This is a genomic window from Chengkuizengella axinellae (genome assembly GCF_030730905.1).
GTDB classification, from domain to species: Bacteria; Bacillota; Bacilli; order Paenibacillales; family KCTC-33759; genus Chengkuizengella; species Chengkuizengella axinellae.
In genome coordinates this window covers 1-21,680 of record NZ_JAVAMP010000019.1, presented here as the reverse complement: position 1 = coordinate 21,680, position 21,680 = coordinate 1, and the positions used below count along the sequence as shown (strand labels likewise).

Genomic DNA, 21,680 nt, shown 5'->3' with positions numbered 1-21,680 from the left:
TTTGTATTTCTATCCCATATCTGCCTTTTAGTTTAAGGAGGTTAAATGTGTTAAAAAAAATTGCTATTAAAACATTATTGTTTGTCTTTCTAGGCGTCCAGCTTTGGTTTATATACTTAATGCTTAATTTTCCAAGTTACTCAATATATGTGGAACAATCTGATGAAGGTGTTTGGTCTATAGGTAAGATCGAAAGTATTAGCAATGAATCACAGTTAAAAACAGGTGATAAAATCTTAGAAGTAAACCATACCGATGCAAACTTATATTTTAGTTCAAATAATGAAGAAATACTTAATAATTTTGAAGTCATGTTAGTTTCTCGTAATGGAATAACGTTGGAAATTACTACAATAGAAACCTCTTTTATTGATAGATTTGATACTTTATTACTCTTAAGTTCATTTCTTTGTTATTTCATTGCATATATATTATATAATAATAAACCAAAATCAGTTTCTGCTACTATTTTATCCATTATTTTTATAACTCTTTCACTTATTTTTACTAGTCTTGGTGGATCAATTCGTGGTGATACATTAGGTAAAATTTTTAATTATACATCAGTAATGTTAATACCAATTTTATTTTTACATTTCTTAATTGTACTATTAAATGAAAAGTCATCTATTAAAATTCCTAGTAAATTTATAAAACATTTATACTTCTTTGTAATTACAACATTTTCAATACAAATCATTTATTTTGTATTTTTTATAAATATAAATCAATTGCTTAACATTAGCAGATTCATTACTATGATCTTCTTTTTAATGGGTATTTTAGGAAATTTTATATTATTAACTGGTACATATATTAAATACCGTAAAAGTGAAACCTATACTTCAACTCTCATTAAAACTGTAATGTTATCTTTATTTATTTCAGTTTTTCCATTTAGTATTTTCACATTTTTACCAGACTTGCTATATAATAAGCAATGGATTAATGCCATTTATACTTGTTGGTTTGGATTATTATTCCCCTTATCATTTGCTTATTTAATTTTGTCTAAGAGACTGTACGATATTGATATCTTATTTAGACGATTTTTGTTTACCATTATTATTTCTGTTATTCCCAGCGTTATTATTGTAAGCTTTACTGAAATTATTTCTACTAATAAACATTCAGGTTCTCATTTTGTAATTAGTTTTATCACTACCACAACCATATTATCTTTATTACTATATTCTTTTGAATATTTAACTACAAAGTTTCAAAGAGTTATTTTTCCAAAAAGGTACTTTTTAAATAATGCTCTTAAAAAAATCTCACAAAATCTTAGATCAATCTCTAGCTTTCATGAACTAAAAGATATTACACTAGTGGATATTGTTAAAACAATGAATGTTCATGGTGGAGCCATTATTTTTAAATATAATGATTCAATTGAAACAATTAGTGAAGGCGATATAGATCTGGATAAAGCTAAAAGAATGCTAGAAGAAAATAGTGATGTTAACTATGACTATACTTCCTTTGAAATCTCTAATCACGAAGAATATACAAGCTACTTAGTATTAACTAAGAAAAAAACAAATACTGTCATTGGAATGGAAGAAAGCCAGTGGATCAATTTAATTATTACATATTTAGCAGTTAATCTAGAAAATCTGTATCTAATCCGTAAACTTACTATGAAATTAGAACAACTCGCAGTACATATTCCTGATGAAAAAACAGCAACAGAATTTCTATGGTTCAGAAAATTTATGTTTGAACTTCAAGAAAAAGAACGTATGCGTATAGCAACGGATCTTCACGATACAACCATGCAAGATTTATTTTTCTTAAAGAGAAGATTAACTACAATTGTACATTCAAATGAATTAAATCAGAAACATATGAAAGAGATCACAAACATTATTAATTATGTAGAAATCATCAATGTCAATTTACGACAAAGCTGCTTTGAACTACATCCTTACTTAATACAAGAAACCGGACTTATCCATGCTGTTAGAAAGCTTATTGAACAAGAATCCTCTATCAACTCGATTCATATTGATTTTCATGTAAGTGAGGAACATCAAATTGAAAATAGAGATATTGATGTTAAAAGTCATATCTTTCGTATGATTCAAGAAATGCTTACCAATACAAAAAAACATGCTCAAGCTACTAAGGTAAACATATCGCTAATTGTTAAAAACAAACAAATACAATTATATTATGAAGATAATGGAATTGGATTCAATGAACAGAAAGATAAACAAAAAGAATTACTTATATCAGGAATGGGGATGGAGCAAATTAAAAGTCGTGTATTATATTTAAATGGTCAATTAAATATACAATCCCATCTAGGTAAAGGGGTCAAGTTTAAAATAACCCTTCCAATGAAAGGAGAACGAACTGCATGAATTTAGATACAAAAAGTGTATTAATTGTGGATGATCATCCGTTAGTAGCCAAAGCTACAAAACATGTACTTGAAAAAAATGAAAAGCTTCAAATCATAGGAATGGCCTTTAATGGTAAGGAATGTTTAGAAATGATGTCATTGCATCAGCCTGACATTGTTTTCCTAGATTACAGACTTCCAGATATGACTGGAGTAGAAATTGCTGAACAAATCAAAGGAAAATACCCAAACACTTTGATTGTTATTTTCTCAGGAATTGATATAACTGACCTCACAAATAAATTAATAGAGCTGAAAGTAAGTGGAATCATATCTAAAGAATCAAGCGAGACTACGATCATGAACATGGTGAATTGTATATTAGATGGGCACACAATGCTGCCCCTTTCTATGTATCATCAAATGCGAATGACAAGCTCAAATCAAAACTATATTGAAAGTAAATTAAATGATGACGAAATAAAAATTATGACACTCATAGTAAAAGGAGCTACACACGAGCAAGTCGCTGATGAGATTCACCTAAGTAAACGTTCCGTAGATAATTATTTAAAAAAAATATATGGTAAATTAAATGTAAAAACAAAAGTACAAGCCATAGAGAAATTCGTCCAAATGAAAATACAAAGTAATTGATCAGGAGGAAATCTTGACTGATGTTATCAAAAATACATAATGAAATGAACAAGATGATTTGTCAATACATTCAAATGCCTGAGATTAAAGAATTGGTACTATCATTTTCAAAAGAACAATTTAAGTTAAACCTTCATTGGTCAAAGTTAACTTTATACAGTCATTGGATGTTTGAGGGAAAGTCTGAACATATTCACAAGGTAGCAGCTATTACAGAATTGATTTTTTTAGCTTCCGACATTCTAGATGATATTCAAGATCAAGATCATTTAAGTAAACCATGGATGAAACATTCTAAGGATACTATGTTTAATATGATTCTAATAATGGTTTTAAGTGCTATCAGCGAATTTAATGTAATAAATAAACAAACAAATACTATTTCTGTTAATAAAGTAAACCAACTTATAATACAATCTATAGGTGGGCAAGAAATGGATATTAAGAACAGAGTTGATTCCGAAGAAGAATACTTTTCTATGCTAGAACTAAAATCTAGCTCACTCATTAGATTGGCTTGCTATACGGGTTATTCATTTTCAAATCATAATAATGAAAACCAAACAAATAGATTAGATGAATTAGCAGGACTAGCCGGTATTATACATCAGTTAGAAAATGATATAAACGACATTATCATTACTAATCATAAAAATGATCTACTACATAAAAAAAGAACATTACCCGTTTTGTTCCTGTTAAAACACAGTAATGAGTTTCCAATCATAAAAGATTATTATGATGGAGAAATAACTAAAGAACAATTTCTTGAAAAAAAAAACGAAGTAAATCAAATTATCCAAGACTCAGGATGCATTGAATATTCTAAAGTAATTCAAAATTTATACATCAATAAATTTGATGAGTTATTCGAATCTTTAGAAGCCGTGTCTCCGTGGAAAGAACATTTTAGAGATTTAGTGTATACAACTGAATAAATATGCATTTTTAAAGAAGCGAGGATAGAGTTGAAACAATACTTTATCCTTTTACTATTTAAACTCATTTGATTTTACACACAGCCTTCTAATACAATATACACAGCAGTGAACACATTATTCACAACTTTTACCTTCTATCCAGTGGTTGTCCACAAGTTTATCCACAACCTGTGAATAATTTTAGGTATAGTCTTTTCAGAATCGGGGTATCCACATGTTAATAAATATTGAAAATCACCATAAGTTCATGTTGGAAGCAATAAAAGAAGCAGAGATAGCTGAATCCAAAACGGAGGTTCCTATTGGGGCTGTGGTGGTGTGGAAAAATAAAATTATTGGCAGGGGTCATAACTTAAGAGAAACAAGTTTTGATTCCACAGCACATGCAGAAATGATAGCCATTCGTGAAGCAAGTGAATATTTGCAGGCTTGGCGTTTATTAGATTGCAGTTTATATGTTACTCTTGAACCTTGTGCCATGTGCGCAGGAGCTATTGTTCAATCTAGAGTCAAACAAGTCATTTATGGTGCTACTGACCCAAAAGCGGGATGTGCAGGTACTTTAATGAACTTACTGCAAGAAGAACGATTTAATCACCAAACTGAAGTCATACAGGGTGTGATGCAAGAGGAATGCAGTAACTTATTAAAAAGTTTCTTCAGGAAATTGAGAAAATAAATTGTATTGATGTATAAAAAAAATGGTCCTAATCCACTCTAAACTATAACTCATTATTGTGGAGGTTTTAATGTGACCAAACAAAAATCAAATTTAGATAAAAACTTGGAAAATGTAGTTGAAGATTTAGAAGAAAATCCAGTGAACAGCTTTCACGCTCAGCAGCTGCATCAAAAACACGAAGACCGTAAACACGAGGATTTAAAAAGAGATAAAGGTTACAAAGGGGACGAATCTAACCCTCAGTAGTAAAACACTAAATAAAAAAACTGGGTTTCGTTATTCAGAGCCCAGTTTTTTTGTTTCACATTATAATTAATCCGCTTGATAAAAGTTTTTGTCCCATCTATATTTTTTCAAAATGTTTAATTGCTCATTTGATAATGGTCCTAATTCAGATAAGGAACAATTTTTCTCTACATTTCTTATTGAACGCATACCTGGAATCGTTGTTGAAACTGCTGGCTGGCTTAATATAAAACGCAATGCAATTTGAGGAATATCCTCAACAGTAACATTTAAATCTGCAGCCATGTCTTGAACCTTCTCATATACCTGACGCTTGCGATCTCCTTGGAAATAGTTGTTGCGGAAATCGTCTTCAGCGAAAGTAGATTCAGGTTTAATCCTCCCTGTTAATCCACCTTCATCCAACGGTACACGGACAATGACCCCTACATTGTTTTTTTCACAAGCAGGGAATAATCTTTCCAAAGGCTTCTGCTCAAAAACATTGAATATAACTTGAACTGAATCCACTAATCCAGATTCGATTAATTTAATTGCATTTTCTGGTTGGTGATCATTTATGGATACACCAAAACTTTTAATTTTTCCTTGTTCCTTTAATTTGCGAACACCTTCCAACCAATCTCCCTGATCTATCCATTCATCTGACCATACGTGAAATTGCTGCACATCTAGTGCTTCTAAACCTAGATTCTTTAAGCTTTGCTCTGTACATTCAATAATATGCTCACTTGGGAAAGCTTCCTCTGCAGTACCACTTGAAGGCCACATCAAATTTTTCGGTGGAATCTTAGAAGCAACGTATACCGTCTCAGATCTTTCTCTAACAACTTGACCTATCAATCTTTCACTATGACCTGCACCGTAGCCTAGAGCAGTGTCTATGAAGTTCAAACCTAAATCGATGGACTTATGTAGAGCCTTTAATGAATCATCATCATTTGCCCCAACCCACATGAAATTACTAATCCCCCATGCACCGTAACCTACTTCTGAAACATTCAAACCTGTTTTACCTAATTTTCGATATTTCATTCAAACATTCAACCTCCTGAATTAGATTCTATTTTTCATATATATAGTTACTTCAGATCGATTATGAAATAATTGTTTTACACCTAGTACCTCATACCATTTTTTAAGGGTAGATATAGCCTGATCAACCCTGTTTTTCACATTTTTTTTCGGTAATTTTAGTGTCAGAATCATTAGGCTGTTTGCTTTCAATAACTTTTTTGCTTCTCCCATTAATTCAACAGATTCGATTGTATCCATTCTCATATCATTTACTACGATATCAAATTTAGTTCCCACATCTTTTTTAAAAAACAGTTGTGCTGTTTCTTTAAAGTGCTTCACTTTCGGATTTTTTTTGAAAACACGATCTAAATTAGCAGGATCTACAGCATAAACAGTTGCATTATGTTGCAATAATACCCTCGTCCATCCACCTGGAGCTGCTCCTAAGTCAAGTGCTGTACATTTCTCAGGAAGTTGAATATCGAACACATCCATCGCTTCAAGTAATTTAAATTCTGCTCTAGAGATTTGATCCTTTTCTTGTGCAAAACGATGCTGCCCACCTGACCAGTCACTTAAATTGGCTTCAGCTGTTGAAATCCCAATAAAAGCTTGAGATTCAAAAAATACAATCGAAATGATCTGTTCTGGTTTTTGAACATGTAGTGCATAACCTTTCTCTTTGATGGCTTCTGAGACAATTTTATTGACTTCAAATCTTTTATATGGTCTTTCCACCGATGGATCAATAAAACGTGATTGTACGGAAAAGCTCTTATTCTTATCTAATATTGAAGAGATAGTATTGACTGATTTAAGAATAGCTTCTAAATCCGCTTCTTTTTTCGCAAGCTGAACAGATGTATGTATTGGAGAAACATGCTGAATATATATAGGTTTATTATCAAGAAAATGCTTCGCTAATCTGTTGAATCCTGCACTTAATTGAATATGACCTATGCCTTGATCAAACCATGTAATAAGCTTGTGCTGGGAATCAACAGATTTTAACTCTTGCATACCTAAAGTTTCAAATTCAGGCTTAATGGATATAATCATTTGTTCAGCGTCTAATAATTGTTCTGATTGTATATTTGTATTCATTGTATTCTTCTCTAAGTTCATTTTCATCACCATTTTGATCTTATCATAATCAATTTCGTAATACTACTTCGTGGCTCTGCAAGATCATTGTCCTATACAAGTTTATTTCATTTCATTTGGTAAATAATATAATATATACAAGCTTTTTATCATATGATGATATTGTGTGATTTAAACAAGTTCTATTCACTAAAAAAACATAAAATATTCAACGAATAACCATTTACATTTTTTTCATGTAAAAGTATAATAAAGAAAGTTGAGAAAAAGAAAAACCGCAGGTGTTACAGCACCTACGGTTGGAAGTACAATAGCCGTCTACACAAGGCGGTAGGATAAACAATTGAATGAATAGACCGCAACCTATTGGCATGAGGGCGGTCTCTTTTTCCGTTTCCTACGGAATTCAAGAATTGAGATAATTAACCTTCCAATATTAATCAAAAGAGTTATAATCTCCATTTGGCCTCACCCCCTTCGAGGGTTATAGCCTACCGCCCTTATAAACCAACTATTATACATGTCTATTTTACCATATTTTTCATAAAAATGTAAAAAGTTTTTCACATTTATTATTTTTATTGCATACTTAAACATGATTATGTTTTTTAATATGTACGAAAATAGTCCCTATTGTAACTTATTCCAATAGGGACTCAAATTACATTTTTTTAACTTAGTTGGACATTGTTTCTTCTAAAAGTGCTTCTATTTCTTCTTCTGTTAGTTCCTCAAGACCTTCAATTTCCATTGGTTCAGGAGTCGCTTCAAATGCTCCGAACGTTGAATTCATAATTTCCTCTAGCTCTTGTAATGTGATTACATCATCAGGTGATACTTCCACTGTGAAATCAGGGTTCTGATTAATTTGAGACATTTCCATAAACATATCAAGCACTACGTTCACTGATTGACCTTCAGTAATTGCATCTATATCCATTGTCATACCTTGATAAGAAATATAATCGTCACTATTAATACCATTAACAAATGTAAGATCATTTACTTTTACTGTATTTTGCTCATCTTCAAAGAAAGCAACCAATTCACTTCTTGCATCAGCTAATTCTTCCTTAGTCACTTCTACATCAGCTGGATCTATTTGTAATACCTCAGCATATTTAGGATCAGCTAACAACTCTAATAACTCTGGCAACACATTATCCATAAAGGTTAAGGCTGCTTTTTGTACATTTTCATTCGTTAATTTCATTTCTACTGCTTTTTCTATATCTGTTCCTTCTGGAAGCTGATCATCAGCTACTAATGTAAAATATTCATCACCGTAATGACTAAAGAAAATATTAGACATTTCCATTACAAGTTCATTTTGCTTCTGAAGATCTCCGTAAACAAACGGCATTATTTCTTCTCCAGACTGCTCAGCTAATTCATTATAATCAATTTCAATAAACTTACCTGTTATTTCTTGTGGCAACGGTACAAATGGAATGTTAGGCACTTTAATTAACATTTTATCCTGTTCCATTACCATCGGTAGGCTGAAATTAAAACTCATATCGCCAGGAATTTCTAAATCCATCACCATCTCCATTTTCATTGGATCTTGTTGATATACTCCTGACACATCTAAATTAATGTTTTGAAACATACCTGCGAACATTGCCATCTCTGGTGCTTCAGACATAGCTTCAGCAGGAATGTTCATGCTTAAATTCATATTACCATCAAACGAATAGGATTCCATCTCCAAAGCCTTTTCATTTGCTTCTTTTAATAATTCCTTAGGACTCTCTGCCTTCTCTCCACAAGCACTAAGCACAACTGTAAATACAAGTAATACAGCTGCAATAGTTGAAAATATCTTTCTTTTCATCCAATTTCTCCCCCTTTTTAATAAAAACCTTCCTAATCATAAAACAATATAAGCCACAAAATCAATATATATTTATACCCATATTTTTATTACAGGTTTCACATTTTTTTCAATTTCAAAAAAATAAAAATAATTTGTCATAAGATGCAACTTTTTTATACTTTCTGTCGTATAACCTATGAGGTGTTTACATGTTAAAAAAGAGTTTAGTCATAATTTTTGGTGTTTTCTTAGTCATCGGAATCAGTTTTATGTATCGAATTAATGCAAGTATTGATCAAACAGAAATCAATCTAAATCATGATATTCCTGGCATTGAAGTTGATGAAGAAATTGGTGATTCCCCATCAGTTGTAAGTGAAACAAACACAGAAGAAGTAGTAGTTGAAGAGAAGCCAGAGGATTTTTATGCCTTATTGATTGGATTGGATTTTAGACTTGAGCCCTTTACATTGAATACTGATACTATCATTGTGGCTCATGTTATACCACAGAATAAATCAGTAAAACTTTTATCTATACCGAGAGATACAAGAATTGATTTTGATGGGCAATTATTAAACTTGACTTCATATAGACAAACAAATCCTCAGTTTGCAAAGATCAACTCTACTTTTAGTGATGGATATCAACATACATATATTGAAAGTCAAAAGGATCCTTCCATTTTATCTGGAAAATATTTAAAGGTTAATAATGCTTGGCTTCACGAAGAATTAATAAGTTCAGGCATGATTGTGTTAAGAGAAGAAGTCGAGGATTTATTGGATATTGAAATTGAATACTCGTTTTTGGTTAATTTCCAAACGGTAGTTTCTCTTGTAGATGCAGTTGGAGGGATTAATATATATGTAGATAGAGACATGCAATATGATGATTCAGTGGATAATACAAGTATTCACTTAAATAGAGGACAACAGGTTTTAAATGGTCAAAATGCGCTTAATTTTGCAAGATTTCGACAGGATAATCGAGGAGAAGCATTTTATTCCAGCGATTTTGATCGTAGTAGAAGACAACAAGAGGTCATTCAGGCTTTGATGGATAAAATAGCAAGTTGGGAAAACGTTAATAAAGTATTTGATTTGTTGGATATTGTTACTGAAAATTTCAAAACAGATATGAATAAAACAAAAATGCTCTTACTCGTTAAAGATTTTTACGGTATTACAAGTGATTCAATTAGTACCGTCCCTTTTGAAGGGAATTGGCAAAACCCGTATGTAGTTATTACGGATGAAGCACTGGATGAAACCCGTAAGAACTTTAAGTCCATTCAACCCATAGATGAAAAAACAGAGCTAACTTCTCAATAATATATAAGTCAGTGAGTGACTTTTCGGAATTGTCGTTGAATCCTTATTAAGCAGTAGTACAATTTTTTCTTATATAAATAAAGCAAAGCCTTCTCATTAAACGAGAAGGCTTTTTATTTTTTAAGAACTTTAATTAGAAGGATAATAGATAATAACAGGCTGGACGTTATTATCATGATAATTAAAACTTCCGTCTATTGTAATCACTTTATTTTTAAAAATAGGTAATTCATTTAATTTCTTTTTGGCTTGATCTAAGTTGGACCCTGGCTCAAAAGTCAGGGTTCTTACAGGTTGATAAAAAGCAAATTGGAAATGTCCATTTTCAATATCATTAGGAGTATATTCGATACTATCTGTCGTTTCGAAATAAGTTTCAAATGAACTTGAAGCTGTTTCACTTAATTCGTCTGACCATTCTCTTGTCACACTTTCTTCAAAGCTAGCTTCACCTAAATCTATATCTATAATAGCTTCTGGATTTAAGGTTAAATTTACACTTTGCGTTTCTGAGAATGAAAAACCTACTGTTTTTGCTAACTCTTTAGACTCTCCTACAGTGAAACCATACGTATACTCTTTTGATTGAGTCTGTCCATGTCCTGAACCATCGTCAAACCATGGTCCGCCAATTTTCTTATAACTGTCTGAATAATAGATTTCAGAATTTGCAGCTATCTTGGAATTTGGATTAATCATTAAAGTAACATCTGTACTAGAGACTGTTGGGACTAATGGAGCGACTGAAGCATATGCTCTATCGTTTTTTGCACCTTTAAATACAGTGACGACAGTGTGATCATCAATGAAATTGATATCTGGTTGACGTCCTTCATAACCAATTTTAGTCTTTTGGCTGTACCAATCTATTCCATCGTTTGCTTTTCTCAATTGTCCAACACTTTGATAAACGGAGAAATCACCAGTTTCACTAGCCCAATCATGATCCGTATTTTTATATGTTAATACAACCTGACCCCCATGGTTAATCGCTAGAGAAGGGGCTTGGCCATCTCCTATTTTTTGATGCAATCGAATACTAGATAAAGTTCCATCATTATTTAATTTTAATGAATCATAATAAACTTTGTTTGTTGCCAATTGACCAAAATCTGAGTATACTGCAATCACTTCTCCTGCATTAGTAATCGCTACATCAGTTCCTGTTGATGCATTATAGTTGCCTGCATATTTTGCTCCCCAAGTTAAAGTTGCATTTGAATTATCCCAATGCGCCGTTTTTATATATAGTTTTTTAGAAGAGTTTCCACTATATGAAAGCACAATATCTCCATGATCATTCATATCTAAACCTAAAGCAACTGTGGCTGCATTTACATTATCAATAAAGCTTGTCCCATCACCATGATAGGCCCAATCAATACGATAATCATCTATTGTGTTACCTGTGATTAATTTCCCGATGTTATATTTCAGCTTTCCATCTTTAATATGAACTTCTAGTAAAGTATTATCGTTTAAGAAAATCACTTCAGGACGTTTACCGACTACATTGACACCATCTTTGACTTTATACCTTTCTGAACTGGCGACATCTCTTGAAGATCCACCTTTCCATTCGAACTGATTGATTCCTTCTATATATCTCCCAATATTAAAATTCAAATTACTGTCACCATTAGAAGCGTAAGCCATTTGTACGGCTACTCCATCTGAATTAATCGCAATATCAGGTCCATTCGTTGTTGAATCATATCTACGGTAATTATCATGGAACCCGTCTAATGTAAAAGTATAATTACTAGGTCTAGCATCCACACCCCTCTCTTTGTTTCCATTTCCATAAATATAACCCATAACCGGATTAGTATCTCCACCTAATTGTTTTTCCAAATCTGTTAATGTATTTGAAAACAATTCTATATTTAAAGGAACATTGCTTAATTTAATTGGTACATAATCAAACTGTCCAATAAGCTTCTGTTCTTCACTAGCATACTCTGATTCAAGTCCAACTCCTGGAGTTGAATCAACGAGATCATACAAAGGGGTCAAAAGTTCAGCTGACGGTGTGTCCCCATAAACACCATCTCCATAATCCACTAAATCATTAGGGTTTACAATTTCTTCAGCAAATGCTGTAGGCTGAACTACTCCCCCCGTGGTGACTGCTGCAACTAAAGCTGGTATCATTAAAAACTTCTTAAATCCTTTCACTTTCATCCTCTCCCTTACTTTTTATATTGTTTAACAACATTGAATATAAATACATCATAATGAACACTTGTGATAGAAATGAGAGGAATTTGTGATGAAAGTAAGAAGTTATATAAACCTATGAAATAGACTTATCAATATATGTCCAACCCCACCCTAAATCATATTAGACAATTTGTAATGACTTTATTCATCTATATATATTGGAAATGAGATATGAACTTGAGTTCCTTGTCCCAATTGACTTTTAAATAATATTTCTCCGCCATGAGCTGAAACAAGTTGTTTTACAATGGATAACCCTAAACCAGACCCTCCATCCGTTCTTGTTCGTGCCTTGTTCACCCGATAGAAACGTTCGCCCAAATGACCAAGGTCCTTTTCACCTATTCCAACACCTGAATCTTTGATTATTAATTCACACCGTTTAATGGCCACTTTATTTAATTGGACAGTGATTTCTCCCCCTTCAGGTGTATAATGAATCGCATTATCCATAACATTATGGATTATTTGCTCTATTCTACCTTCATCTGCATAGATAATAATTTCAGGGTCTAATCGAGTCGTTAATGTTATTTGTTTTTTCAACAAAATAGACTCATACTTAGTCAATGCTTCTTCAATTAACTGAGAAAATACAAGATAAACTTTTGCTAAAGGATAGTCATTAGTATCAAGTTTAGATAACTCAAGTAAATCTTGCACAAGACGCTGCATTCGAGTGGACTCCCTTTGAATGAGTTTTAAATACTTTTGTTCATCCACTTTAGATTTAGCAACTCCATCCAAAATGGCTTCACTATATCCTTTAATATAACTCAGCGGTGTGCGAAGTTCGTGTGATATATTTGCGAGAAATTCTTTCTTTCGCTCATCCTCCGCTTCTATAGCACTTGCCATATTGTTAAACGCATGTCCAAGACGTCCAATCTCATCATGTGTAATAATCTCAACGCGTTCTAAATAGTTTCCTTGAGACATGTTATAGGCTGCTTTTTCTAGTTTTAGAAGTGGCCTAGTTAATTTGGCAATCACGATCCTACCAGCAAGGATCAGGAAAACAGCAAAAGAAATTGCAAATATAATCCAGATACTTGTGATATCACTTATCATCTCCGTTACTTTTGCTAGCGGACTATATAAAAAAAGAATGCCACTTAATCTATTACCATCCAATAATGGGACAATCACACCCATAATTTGATGACCAATCTTTTCTTCATAACCTACTATAGATATAATTTCTCCAGCTAGTAACTTTTCTCTTTCAGATTCATTTATATAAGATTCATAATCAAAATCAAACGGAAATCTCACACCTAACTCTTGAGGTTCAGTAACTAGAAGTACCTCTGGTTCGAACATGAGATTAAACCAATGAATCTGATCCATGAATCTTGGAGTTATATTGCCTCCAGTGTAATTTGTGGCAAGTCTAGAACCTTCTTCTTCTAATGTTTTTCTTAAATTTTCAACATAATACTTTTGATAAAAATAATTTGATAGTAAGTAAGAAAACAGAATAGTTGAAATAATAGCAAGACTAATTATGATCCAAATTTTTCGTGACAGTGATAAGTTTATAATCATTTTTACACCTCTAATTTGTACCCGATTCCCCAAACTGTTTGAATTGACTCACCAAAGCTACCCATTTTAATTCTAAGCGTTTTTACATGAGTGTCCACCGTTCTTTCCCCACCTAAAAAATCATAACCCCAAACACTTTCTAATAGCTGTTGACGGCTTAATGCTTGTCCTTTATGTTTGCTGAGAAATAAGAGCAAATCAAACTCTTTTAAAGTTAATGAAACAGGCTTATTATGTATTTTTACTTTCCTACCCTTTTCATCAATTTCTAGTGGTCCTATTTGTAGGTAGAGTTCCATTTCAGTTTTTATTTCGTGATTATATCGTCGTAACACCGCATCAATACGAGCAACTAATTCACCTGGACTAAATGGTTTTACAATATAATCATCAGCACCTAATTTCAAACCATGTACACGGTCCCACTCTTCTCCTCGTGCTGTTAAAAATATAAGAGGTATGTTAGATTTTTCACGAACTTTCATACAAAATGAAAACCCATCCATTTCAGGCATCATAACGTCAAGAATAATAATGTCAATGCGTTCTGTTTCAAGAATAAAAAAGGCTTCTTTTCCATTTGCAGCATGAAAAGTACCAAAGTTTGAAGTGTCTAAATACATTTGTATTAAATTCCTCATATCCTGTTCATCGTCAACAATTAATACATTTTTATCCTTCATACTTTTTCACCTTCTTTATCAATTTATGAAGTAACTGATGTGAATAAATCAGTAGTTATTGACTAATTTTATCATAAATTTTTTTGTCAATTCGTATTTTATGTTATTTAGTTATAAATAATTTTATTAGATTAAGGTACAAAAAAAACCTATGATATCTCATAGGTTTTTTAAACTTATTTAGACTCCACCAAATCCTTCCCCTTGATTGGCTCTAGAGTGATTTTTATTTTTGGCTTTCTTTGCACCGGACAATGTCTCTCCTTTGGCATCCTGTACCTGATCTAATTTACGTTCTGTATACTGGTGTGGGTTCTCTGGGGTAAGACGCTCATTAGACATATAAATCCTCCCTTATCTCTTATTTAATTTTTGGGGTCGCTTATTTTGTTTTGGGCCCGCAAAAGTATTAGGATTTAACTCCGAAGGTTTTCTTCACTTTTGTGGGTATTAACTGTGTGTAATCGACTGTAGAGTCTGAGCACATTCATGAATATGTCTTACATAATCCTCTGCCAATGTTTGTATCACTTCATTCTTCTCATCTATCGTTTTATTATTTTGTTCCACATCAATTAAGGATACATCCACTTTTCTATCATCTTCATATGTGCATCTAAAATCAAATGTATACATGGCATGTCCTGCTGTTGAGATATGAATATTTAAAGCATTTGAGTTCGCATTATCTAATCGCACATCAACCGAATCTGCTTTGTTTAATATTGCAGGTAAAGTACTTTGCCAACTTTCTAAAAGCTGCCCCGAATTTATCGTTAGTGTTTCATTATTCATATTTACACCTCCGCCCCATTAATTTGCGAAAACGAAGGTTGATTTATTCATAAAAAAGCAAAAAAAAACAAGCATCGTTTAGATACTTGATGTTTGTGTTTTATGGCGGAGAGGGTGGGATTTGAACCCACGGATGAGTCCCCCCATCGCTGGTTTTCAAGACCAGTGCCTTAAGCCGCTCGACCACCTCTCCTTGCGTCACAAGAAGTATTGTAACACAGGTTAAATATTAAATGCAAGTCTTATTTCAAAGAAATTTTTTCAACGTTATTCATATACGGTTGAAGCACTTCTGGAATAGTAACTGAACCGTCTGTTTGCTGGTAATTTTCCAAAATTGCAGCTACAGTCCTTCCAATAGCTAATCCTGAACCATTTAAGGTATGAACAAATTCTGGTTTGGATTTTTGATCTCTACGGAAACGAATCCCTGCTCTTCTTGCTTGATAATCCTCACAATTACTGCAAGATGAAATTTCACGATACATATTGCTTTGAGGCAACCATACTTCCAAATCATACGTTTTAGATGCCGTGAATCCAATATCTCCAGTACATAAAGATATAATACGATAAGGTAATTTAAGAAGCTGCAGCACTTTCTCCGCATTTTCAGTCAACTTTTCAAGCTCATCATATGAATCCTCAGGTTTAACAAACTTCAATAATTCAACTTTATTAAATTGATGTAAACGAATTAAACCTCTTGTGTCTCTACCTGCTGAACCAGCTTCTGAACGAAAACAAGCACTATAAGCTACATAATTTTTTGGAAGATCTTCAGCAGAAAGGATCTCCTCGCGGTAAAAATTCACCACAGGAACCTCAGCAGTTGGTGTTAAAAAGTAATCGTTATCTTCTAACTTAAAAGCATCTTCCTCAAACTTAGGCAATTGCCCTGAACCAACCATACTGTCACGATTCACAACCATTGGAGGTAACATTTCTTCGTAACCATGCTCAGTACAGTGTAAATCCATCATAAAATTGATTAAAGCACGCTCCAAACGAGCACCTAAACCTTTATAAAATAAAAATCTAGAGCCGGATACTTTAGCACCTGCTTCAAAGTTAACAATGTCAAGATTTGTAGCAAGGTCCCAGTGAGGCTGAGGTTCAAAATCAAAAGTTGGAATCTCTCCCCATTTACGTATTTCTACATTTTCATCTTCGCTTTTACCTGCTGGAACAGATGAATGGGTAATATTAGGAATCGTTAATAAGAGCTGCTCTAATTGTGATTCAAGCCCTCTTAACTCCTCATCTAATGATTTAATCTTATCAGATACCTCTCTCATTTCTTTAATGAGATCATCTGCATCTTCTTTTGCTTTTTTCTTTTTTGCAACATCTTGCGACACGACATTGCGCCTATTTTTCAACTGTTCAACTTGCTGGAGCAATTCTCTTCTATTAATGTCTAGTTCTGTAAAGCTAGCTATATCATTCAACGGATGACCGCGATGTTTCAATGCTGTCTCCACTGATTCAAAATCATTTCTTAAACGTTTAATATCTAACAAAAGAACCCTTCCTTCCGCAAAAAGCAATTACTTTACTAAGGAATATTGTTTCACCATATTTACAAAATAGCTGTGCAAACGAAAATCATCCGTTAATTCAGGATGGAAGGATGCAGCTAAAAGGTGGCCTTGCTTTGCAGCTACAATTTTACCGTTATATTCAGATAACACCTCAACCTCTGGACTTACTTTCTCAATTAAGGGGGCACGAATAAATACTGCTCTAAGCGGTGATTCTAAACCTTTGATTGGTAAGTTCGCTTCAAAGCTTTCCCGTTGACGTCCAAAAGCATTCCTAGCAACCTTCATATCCATTAAACCCAAATGATTCTCAGTCTGACCCACAATTTCTTTAGCAAGTAAAATCATACCGGCACATGTACCAAAAATAGGTTTTCCCTGATTAGAAAACTCCTTTAATTTATCTATAAAACCGTATATTTTCATTAAACGACCAATGGTTGTGCTCTCACCACCAGGGATGATAATACCGTCAATCTCATCACATTGGTCGACTGTTTTTATAACTACTGCTTCAGCACCAGCGCTGCTGATCATATCTAAATGTTCTTTAACTGCTCCTTGCAGAGCAAGCACACCTATTTTCACTGCTGTCCCTTCTTTCTTACATGAAAAACTTAGTGATTACCAGCCTCGCTCTTGCATTCTTTCAGACTGATCTAATTTAGAAATCTCGATTCCCTTCATCGGAGTACCAAGATCTTTTGATACTTTTACCAGTAAATCATAATCTGTATAGTGTGTTGTAGCCTCTACAATCGCTTTTGCAAACTTTTCAGGGTTATCAGACTTAAATATACCTGAACCAACAAATACACCATCTGAACCAAGATGCATCATTAATGCAGCATCAGCTGGAGTAGCAACTCCACCTGCAGCAAAGTTAACAACAGGAAGCTTGCCAGATTCATGTACCTGTAAAATCAAATCATATGGAGCACCAAGATTTTTAGCTTCTGTCATTAATTCATCCTTTGACATACTTTGAACTTTACGTATTTGGGAAATCATCATTCTCATGTGACGAACAGCCTCAACAATGTTTCCTGTTCCTGGTTCACCTTTTGTACGAATCATAGAAGCACCTTCACCAATACGTCTTAATGCTTCACCTAAATCTCTTGCACCACAAACGAAAGGTACTGTAAATTGATCTTTTTGAGTATGGAATACTTCATCTGCAGGAGTGAGCACTTCACTTTCATCGATATAGTCTACTCCCATTGCTTCTAACATCTTTGCTTCAACAAAATGACCAATACGAGATTTTGCCATAACTGGAATTGAAACTACCTTCATGACTTCCTCCATTACAGTAGGATCCGCCATACGAGCAACTCCACCAGCTGCGCGAATATCAGATGGTACTCTTTCTAATGCCATAACTGCTGAAGCTCCAGCATCTTCCGCGATTTTCGCTTGCTCCGCATTCATAACGTCCATAATGACGCCGCCTTTTTGCATGTCCGCCATACCTCTTTTTACACGAGATGTACCTGTTTCCATGTTCTTTCCTCCCAATATATATAAATTAATAAAATTAACACAATTCTCTAAACAATCATTTTACATTAAGCCTTTACATTATACAACAAAACAACTTATTTAAATAAGTTTAATTACCCAAAAAAACCTTTTATTCCTTCAAAAATATCTACAAAAAAGTCTTTAATGGCTCTTAATAAAAGTCTAAACCAGCTCGCTTTTTCTACGTCTTCTGCAGCAACAAGGTTTAATGTTTCTTCAAAAGGCTCTGATAATTGATCATATTTAACAGTTAATGTTCCAATTACATCTCCTTGTTGAATAGGAGCAATTAGTTCCTCCTCAGGCAAAATCGTTGTCTCAAATTGAATATTGTCCATAGATTCTCCTTTTTCAACAACTAATTCTACGCCAGCTTCTGTTTGTATTGGAACTTCTAATTCAATCCCTTTTTTAACAGGAACTGTTTTTATATCATCTAATTCACTTTTGGCTGCAACTACGGTTTTAATTTCAAAATTGTTAAAACCATAATCTAATAATCTCCCTGTTTCTTCAAAACGTGCTGTTCTGGATTCTGTATTCATGACAACACTTATCAAACGAATACCATCTCGCTCAGCCGTTCCTGTAAAACAGTATCCAGCTTCAGTTGTAGAACCCGTTTTTAAACCATCTAGTCCTTCATAAGCTATACTGCTAAAATTATTGTTGTAGGATTTCCAACCTTCCAGCATCCAGTTCCAGTTATCAAATTCATGTGTGCTGGAATCTCCTTCTCTTAAATAAGCCGTTGGTGTACTTGATACTTTTAAAGTTTCCGGAAAATCCAATACAATTCTTCTTGCTAATGTTGCTAGATCCTGTGCAGATATGATTGTTTCCGCTGTGGAAGGAGCTAAATCTCCTAAATCCTTGTTCGGTAACCCTGTTGCATTTGCAAAAAATGCTGTATTTGACATTCCCATTTCTTTTGCCTTTTGATTCATCATATTCACAAAGTTCTCTTCTGATCCCGCTACTTTTTCAGCTAATGCTACAGCGCCGTCATTCCCAGAATAAATGGCCATATATCTAAACATATCTCTAACAGTATATGTCTCACCTTCCGCTAATAGTTGACCAGATCCAGGGATTGCAGCAGCTTTCGAAGAAATTGTCACGGATTCATCCCAACTAATCTTACCCTGTTCTATACTTTCCAATACTAAATATTCAGTCATCATTTTTGCCATGCTTGCAGGAGGTAATGCTATATTAGCATTGTTTTGATATAAAACTTGTCCCGTACTTGCTTCAATTAAAATGGAAGCATCTGCATTAATATTAAGTGGTGGTTGAGTGTCTTCTTCTGCATAAGCAGCCGAACCTGAAAACATAGACATTACAAATAGATTTAACATTAAACTTAAACATAAATAAATACCGATTTTTTTAAGTACATACCGATTCAATTGTGTCACTTCCCCCATAAGCATTTTTCTACATCTTTCTCATTGTATCATACGCATATACACAAAAAAAGACAGGTACAGTGCCCTGTCTCAAACAATTGCGTGGTAATTTGTGGTTGAACTTTTTTTTTTATATTTTATAATGAATAGTTTGGTGCTTCTTTTGTAATTTGAACATCATGAGGATGACTTTCTCTTAAACCAGCCCCTGTTATTTTTATAAACTGAGCATTATTTTTCAAGTCTTCAATATTAGGTGTTCCGCAGTACCCCATTCCGGAACGCAAGCCACCGATTAACTGGTAGATTGTGTCAGCTAGAGGTCCTTTATAAGCTACTCTTCCTTCAATTCCTTCAGGAACTAATTTACTTTCATTCTCTTGGAAGTATCGGTCCTTACTACCTTCTTTCATGGCACCCATTGAGCCCATTCCACGATATACTTTGAACCTTCTACCTTGAAAAATCTCTGATTCTCCAGGGCTTTCTTCAGTACCTGCAAACATGCTTCCAATCATAACTGCACTAGCGCCTGCTGCAAGAGCTTTGACTATATCTCCTGAGTATTTCAGCCCACCATCCGCAATAATTGGTACATTGTATTCTCTAGCCACTGTCGCACAATCATATACAGCTGTAATTTGCGGTACACCAATACCAGCAATTACACGAGTAGTGCAGATAGATCCTGGTCCAATACCAACCTTAACTATTGTCGCACCTGCTTCAATTAAATCCTTTGTTCCTTGCCCTGTGGCAACATTCCCCGCGCAAATTGGTAGTTCAGGATATTGGTCACGTATTTCCTTTACCGTATTTATAATATTAATATGTTGGCCGTGCGCAGAATCAACTACGATTAAGTCAATCCCAGCTTCAACTAAAGCAGCTGTTCTCTCTTTAACATCACTGGAAACACCTACAGCTGCAGCACATAATAATCTACCTTGCTTATCTTTAGCTGCGTTGGGAAACTGAATTGCTTTTTCTATATCTTTTATTGTAATAAGCCCTTTTAAAACATTATTATCATCTACAAGAGGCAATTTTTCTATTTTGTGCTTTTGCAGTAAAAATTCTGCATCTTGCAACGTTGTACCAACAGGTGCAGTGACTAAATCTTCCTTAGTCATGACTTCACTAATTTTAATAGAATAATCATGAACAAATCTCAGATCGCGATTTGTCAAAATTCCTACAAGTTTATCTGCTTCATCTACAATAGGAACACCTGATATTCTATATTTGCCCATTAATTCCTCTGCATCATACACGTGATGATCTGGTGTTAATGAGAATGGATTGGTAATTACCCCACTTTCAGATCGTTTTACTCGATCTACCTCTTGTGCCTGTTGCTCTACGGACATATTTTTATGGATAACTCCAATTCCGCCTTCTCTAGCTATAGCAATAGCTAACTTTGACTCTGTAACGGTGTCCATAGCGGAACTTAAAAATGGTATGTTAAGCTGAATTGTACCTAGTTTCGTTTTAATATCAATTTCTTTCCCAAATACCTCTGATCTAGATGGAACTAATAACACATCATCAAAAGTAAGCCCTTCTTTTGCAAACTTTGTTTCCCACACGATTAAATGATCCTCCTTATTATTATACCTTCCCGTAAGTATTGTTAAATATCATAACAAAATGACATTTTTAATGTCAAGAAATTTTCGGTTAGATTTATTTAGATTCTTTTCCACTGCAATTAACTACTAAAGGTACAGAGCAAAGCAGATGTCAGTACTGATTGTATCTTTTACGGTTGATATGTCATTGTTCATTGATGTAA

At 33.7% G+C, this 21,680-nt stretch carries 19 protein-coding genes and 1 tRNA gene; 6 read left to right on the top strand and 14 right to left on the bottom strand.

Annotated features, from left to right (window positions below):
- Positions 1 to 47: 47 nt before the first annotated feature.
- From Q5Y73_RS22155 to Q5Y73_RS22135, 5 genes are all read left to right on the top strand, one after another.
- A complete protein-coding gene (locus Q5Y73_RS22155) occupies positions 48 to 2,366 on the top strand; it encodes a sensor histidine kinase (protein ID WP_305994109.1) in 2,319 nt (772 codons plus the stop codon).
- On the top strand, positions 2,363 to 3,004 hold the full coding sequence (locus Q5Y73_RS22150; protein ID WP_305994108.1) for a response regulator transcription factor: 642 nt from the start codon (positions 2,363 to 2,365) through the stop codon (positions 3,002 to 3,004). The genes Q5Y73_RS22155 and Q5Y73_RS22150 overlap by 4 nt, the downstream gene beginning before the upstream one ends.
- Positions 3,005 to 3,024: 20 nt before the next feature.
- Positions 3,025 to 3,942 (top strand): polyprenyl synthetase family protein, encoded by a 918-nt coding sequence (locus Q5Y73_RS22145; RefSeq protein WP_305994107.1) that lies wholly within the window; start codon positions 3,025 to 3,027, stop codon positions 3,940 to 3,942.
- 217 nt (positions 3,943 to 4,159) lie between these two features.
- Entirely contained in the window at positions 4,160 to 4,624 is a 465-nt protein-coding gene (gene tadA, locus Q5Y73_RS22140; protein ID WP_305994106.1) for a tRNA adenosine(34) deaminase TadA, read from the top strand.
- Between the two features lie 72 nt (positions 4,625 to 4,696).
- Positions 4,697 to 4,873 (top strand): hypothetical protein, encoded by a 177-nt coding sequence (locus Q5Y73_RS22135; RefSeq protein ID WP_305994105.1) that lies wholly within the window; start codon positions 4,697 to 4,699, stop codon positions 4,871 to 4,873.
- A 66-nt stretch (positions 4,874 to 4,939) separates the two neighbouring features.
- On the opposite strand, the gene Q5Y73_RS22130 is transcribed toward Q5Y73_RS22135, so the two are convergent.
- From Q5Y73_RS22130 to Q5Y73_RS22120, 3 genes are all read right to left on the bottom strand, one after another.
- Positions 4,940 to 5,908 carry an aldo/keto reductase gene (locus tag Q5Y73_RS22130; RefSeq protein ID WP_305994104.1) on the bottom strand — a complete coding sequence of 323 codons (969 nt, stop codon included), beginning with the start codon at positions 5,906 to 5,908 and terminating at the stop codon, positions 4,940 to 4,942.
- Positions 5,909 to 5,929: 21 nt separating this feature from the next.
- Positions 5,930 to 7,018, bottom strand: a complete 1,089-nt coding sequence (locus tag Q5Y73_RS22125; protein WP_305994103.1) for an SAM-dependent methyltransferase — start codon at positions 7,016 to 7,018, stop codon at positions 5,930 to 5,932.
- Between the two features lie 655 nt (positions 7,019 to 7,673).
- Positions 7,674 to 8,834 carry a hypothetical protein gene (locus tag Q5Y73_RS22120; protein WP_305994102.1) on the bottom strand — a complete coding sequence of 387 codons (1,161 nt, stop codon included), beginning with the start codon at positions 8,832 to 8,834 and terminating at the stop codon, positions 7,674 to 7,676.
- A 191-nt stretch (positions 8,835 to 9,025) separates the two neighbouring features.
- On the opposite strand from Q5Y73_RS22120, the gene Q5Y73_RS22115 reads away from it, so the two are divergent.
- Entirely contained in the window at positions 9,026 to 10,150 is a 1,125-nt protein-coding gene (locus tag Q5Y73_RS22115) for an LCP family protein (protein ID WP_305994101.1), read from the top strand.
- A gap of 129 nt (positions 10,151 to 10,279) precedes the next feature.
- On the opposite strand, the gene Q5Y73_RS22110 is transcribed toward Q5Y73_RS22115, so the two are convergent.
- The 11 genes from Q5Y73_RS22110 to guaB all read right to left on the bottom strand — a co-directional run bounded on the left by Q5Y73_RS22110 (position 10,280) and on the right by guaB (position 21,474).
- The gene (locus Q5Y73_RS22110) at positions 10,280 to 12,328 is read right to left on the bottom strand and encodes a hypothetical protein (RefSeq protein WP_305994100.1); all 2,049 of its coding nucleotides are present in this window, start codon (positions 12,326 to 12,328) and stop codon (positions 10,280 to 10,282) included.
- A gap of 186 nt (positions 12,329 to 12,514) precedes the next feature.
- Complete coding sequence (locus Q5Y73_RS22105) at positions 12,515 to 13,921, bottom strand: sensor histidine kinase (RefSeq protein ID WP_305994099.1); 1,407 nt, start codon at positions 13,919 to 13,921, stop codon at positions 12,515 to 12,517.
- Positions 13,922 to 13,923: 2 nt separating this feature from the next.
- Positions 13,924 to 14,604 (bottom strand): response regulator transcription factor, encoded by a 681-nt coding sequence (locus Q5Y73_RS22100; protein WP_305994098.1) that lies wholly within the window; start codon positions 14,602 to 14,604, stop codon positions 13,924 to 13,926.
- A gap of 180 nt (positions 14,605 to 14,784) precedes the next feature.
- Positions 14,785 to 14,946, bottom strand: a complete 162-nt coding sequence (locus tag Q5Y73_RS22095; protein WP_305994097.1) for a small acid-soluble spore protein P — start codon at positions 14,944 to 14,946, stop codon at positions 14,785 to 14,787.
- 108 nt (positions 14,947 to 15,054) lie between these two features.
- Positions 15,055 to 15,399, bottom strand: coding sequence for a hypothetical protein (locus Q5Y73_RS22090; protein ID WP_305994096.1), 345 nt, complete (start codon positions 15,397 to 15,399; stop codon positions 15,055 to 15,057).
- A gap of 103 nt (positions 15,400 to 15,502) precedes the next feature.
- Positions 15,503 to 15,592 (bottom strand) — tRNA-Ser (locus Q5Y73_RS22085).
- Positions 15,593 to 15,641: 49 nt separating this feature from the next.
- Positions 15,642 to 16,922 carry a serine--tRNA ligase gene (gene serS / locus Q5Y73_RS22080; protein WP_305994095.1) on the bottom strand — a complete coding sequence of 427 codons (1,281 nt, stop codon included), beginning with the start codon at positions 16,920 to 16,922 and terminating at the stop codon, positions 15,642 to 15,644.
- A 27-nt stretch (positions 16,923 to 16,949) separates the two neighbouring features.
- Positions 16,950 to 17,531, bottom strand: a complete 582-nt coding sequence (gene pdxT / locus Q5Y73_RS22075) for a pyridoxal 5'-phosphate synthase glutaminase subunit PdxT (RefSeq protein ID WP_305994094.1) — start codon at positions 17,529 to 17,531, stop codon at positions 16,950 to 16,952.
- A gap of 36 nt (positions 17,532 to 17,567) precedes the next feature.
- Entirely contained in the window at positions 17,568 to 18,449 is an 882-nt protein-coding gene (pdxS, locus tag Q5Y73_RS22070; RefSeq protein WP_305994093.1) for a pyridoxal 5'-phosphate synthase lyase subunit PdxS, read from the bottom strand.
- A gap of 113 nt (positions 18,450 to 18,562) precedes the next feature.
- Positions 18,563 to 19,900, bottom strand: coding sequence for a D-alanyl-D-alanine carboxypeptidase family protein (locus Q5Y73_RS22065; protein ID WP_305994092.1), 1,338 nt, complete (start codon positions 19,898 to 19,900; stop codon positions 18,563 to 18,565).
- 119 nt (positions 19,901 to 20,019) lie between these two features.
- Complete coding sequence (gene guaB / locus Q5Y73_RS22060) at positions 20,020 to 21,474, bottom strand: IMP dehydrogenase (RefSeq protein ID WP_305994091.1); 1,455 nt, start codon at positions 21,472 to 21,474, stop codon at positions 20,020 to 20,022.
- Positions 21,475 to 21,680: the final 206 nt, after the last annotated feature.